2 protein-coding genes are annotated in these 3,029 nt (G+C 71.2%); both read right to left on the bottom strand.

From position 1 onward, the window contains the following. Positions 1-57: 57 nt before the first annotated feature. Complete coding sequence (locus tag ACFU6K_RS35410) at positions 58-1,116, bottom strand: SIS domain-containing protein (protein ID WP_380670196.1); 1,059 nt, start codon at positions 1,114-1,116, stop codon at positions 58-60. Positions 1,117-1,354: 238 nt separating this feature from the next. Continuing rightward, positions 1,355-2,671 carry an extracellular solute-binding protein gene (locus ACFU6K_RS35405; protein WP_380670194.1) on the bottom strand — a complete coding sequence of 439 codons (1,317 nt, stop codon included), beginning with the start codon at positions 2,669-2,671 and terminating at the stop codon, positions 1,355-1,357. Positions 2,672-3,029 lie beyond the last annotated feature (358 nt).

The raw sequence follows: 3,029 nt of genomic DNA, 5'->3' as shown, positions 1-3,029 counted from the left end.
CCTGTGGACCGGGGCCGGCTCGCGTGCGGCCCGGGCCGCCACCGCGCGCGGCCCGGGCTAGCGCGTCTCGGTGACCTTGGCCAGGGCGCGCGGGGCGTCCGGGTCCTGGCCGCGGGCGATGGTGACCTCGTAGGCCAGCAGCTGCAGCGGCAGGATCTCCAGGATCGGCTGCACCTCCTCGGGCACGCCGGCCGGCAGCGCGAAGCCGGCCGAGGCCGCGTCCACCTGCGCCTGCTGGCCGACCACCACCAGGTCCGCACCGCGCCCGCGCAGCCGGTCCAGCACCGGCTGGAGGGCCTCACCGCCCTTGCCGTCCGGGACGATCGCGATGACCGGCGAGACGTTGTCCACCATCGCCAGCGGGCCGTGCAGGAGGTCCGCGCCGGAGAACGGGGTGGCCGGGATGTAGGTGGTCTCCATCAGCTTGAGCGCCGCCTCGCGGGCGGTCGGGTAGCCGTAGCCGCGTGAGGTGATCACCAGGCGCTGGGCGAAGCGGTAGCGCTCGGCCAGCGCCTTCACCTCGGCCCGGCGGGCCAGCACCCCGGCGGCCAGGCCCGGCAGCTCCTTGGCCGCCCCACCGTCGCCCCCGCGCAGGCCCTCGACCAGCAGGTAGAGCGCCAGCAGCTCGGCGGTGTACGTCTTGGTGGCCGGCAGCGCCTTCTCCGGGCCGGCCAGCACGTCGATGTGGAACTCGGAGACCTCGGCGAGCGGCGAGGCGGCGTTGTTGGTCACCGCGAGCGTGACGGCCCCGGCCTCCCGGGCGGCCTTGGTGGAGGCCACCAGGTCGGGCGAGCCGCCGGACTGGCTGACGGTGACGACCAGGACGTCGGTGAGGTCCGGCTTGGCGCCGTACGCGGTGGTGGTGGACATCGAGGTCAGGCCGGCCGGCTTGCCGAGCAGGATCTCGATCAGGTACTTGGCGTACAGCGCGGCGTTGTCGGACGTGCCGCGCGCGGTGAGCAGGACGAAGCGCGGGCGGCGGGCGGCGATCTGCGCGGCGACCTCGCGGATCTTCGGGGCACCCTCGTCGAGGATGCGCTGGAGGACGGCCGGCTGCTCGGCCATCTCCGCCGCCATGATCCGGCCGGGGACGGGAACGGTCTGCGGGTCGGACATCTGGGTCTGCCTCCGGTGAGACGGGTCGACCCCGCTCGGGCGGCTGCCCGGCGGGGACCTCCAGGCGGCGAGTCCGCACACTCGCTGCGGTCCTTCGTCCCGCAATCCTACGGGCGCGCCTGCCGCCGGGCACCTCCGTCCGCACGCCCGCACGCCCCGCGCGCACGCCCACCCGCACGCCCCTCCGGACGCCCTCCCGACAACGGGACGGGCATCCGGCGGCGGGCGCGACGGGAGGTCAGGACGCCTTGTTGATCAGCTGGTCGATCGCGGCGTCGGCCTCCTTGGTGGCCTGGTCCACCGACTTGCCCTTGAGGATCGAGGTCAGCATGTCCGGGATGATCTTCTGCTTCTCGACCGCGCCCCAGCCGGGGGCCAGCGGGGTGAACCAGGCGTCCGGCACGGCGTTGGCCGCGGCGGCGGTGCTCGGCTTGCTCTTCAGCGGGTTCAGCTGGGTCAGGTTGTTCGGCAGGATGTCCTTGTCGGCCAGCGCCTGCTCGGACTTGCTGCTGGTGAACATCCGGATCCAGTCGGTGGCCAGCGCCACCTGCTGGGACTTGGCGGTGACGGCGAGGTCGGAGCCGCCGATGAAGGTCGGCAGCGGCTTGCCGTCCGGGCCGGGCATGGTGGCCACCTTGACGGCGTCCTTGAGGCTCGGGTCGCCGGTGACCGGCGCGGTGACGCTGGCCGCCTCGTAGCCGTTGCCGTAGAAGGACGCGGCGTGCCCGCGGGCCATCGACTCGAACTGGTTCTGCTCGTTCACCGCCAGGTCGCCCTTGTTGTACTTGCGCACCAGGTCGACGAAGTGGCTGATGCCCTGCTGGGACTTGGGGTCGTGCAGGGTGCCGTGCCAGTTGCCGGAGCCGTCGAACTTGGCGATGCCGCCGCCGTACGCGGCCACGTAGCTCATCGCGGCGTACCAGTACGGGCCGGGCAGGTAGAGCGGGGAGAAGGTCTTGTCGGCCTTGTTCCGGTCCGCGACCTTGTCCAGCGCGGCCAGCAGCTCCGCCTCGGTCTTCGGGAAGTCGGCGCTGCCGGTGGCCTGCTGGAAGGCGGTGGAGTTGTAGATGGCGACCCGGGAGCCGGCGTAGTAGGGCACGCACCAGAGCTTGTCCTGGTACGTACAGGTGTTGGCGAGCGCCTTGATCCAGCTGTCGGAGTTGTCGAAGGTGCCGCGGTCCACCGGGGCCAGCGCGCCGGAGAGCACGTACTTCATGGTCTCGGTGTTGCCCAGCTCGACCACGTCGGGGGCGCTGCCGTCGGCGATGGCCTTGTCGAGCTTGGCCAGCTTGTCGGCCCAACCCTGGTACGCCAGCTTGAGGGTGACGTTCGGGTACTTCGCCGCGAACTCGTCGTTGACCCGCTGGACCAGGTCCGGCCAGTTCTTCTGGGCGTCGTCCATCAGCCAGACGGTGACGGTGCCACCGGCGGCCTTCGGGTCCGCGGAACCGCCCGCGCCGGCGTCGCCCGAGGGCTTCGCCGTCGAGGAACAGGCCGTCAGGCCGACCGCCAGTGCCAGGGTCCCGAGCGTCGACACGAGCTGACGCTTCTTCACGCCATCCTCCGAGGGGTGTAGAGCCGTTGTGCCCGCCGGCAGCGTGATTGGCGCCCGTGGCGGAGAGTCCGGACAGGGGGCGGCGAAGAGCTTGGGGGAGGGCTGATACCACATCCGGCGAGGTTGAATCTCGAACCGGATGACTGGACTCTGGCCTAGACCATAAGTGGTGTCAACGACCAAAAGCCTTCCTTGGGACGGCCGTTGCAGAGCTGTTGTACCGCGTGGCCGGCAGTCGTCGTTCCGTCACCCTAAGTAGGTCTTAAGGTGGATTTAAGGCCCTCTTGAGGGAACACGGTCACTCGGCGGCCTCCCGGGTCGACGGCGGGGAAACGGAACGGGCCCGCCATGCGACATG

The sequence above is a fragment of the Kitasatospora sp. NPDC057512 genome (assembly GCF_042802135.1).
Classification (GTDB): Bacteria; Actinomycetota; Actinomycetes; order Streptomycetales; family Streptomycetaceae; genus Kitasatospora.
This window is presented reverse-complemented; position numbering and strand designations above follow the sequence as displayed.

Coding starts and splice junctions, on each gene's coding strand:
- ACFU6K_RS35410 (WP_380670196.1), bottom strand. CDS start 1,116: ATGTCCGACCCGCAGACCGTTCCCGTCCCCGGCCGGATCATGGCGGCG.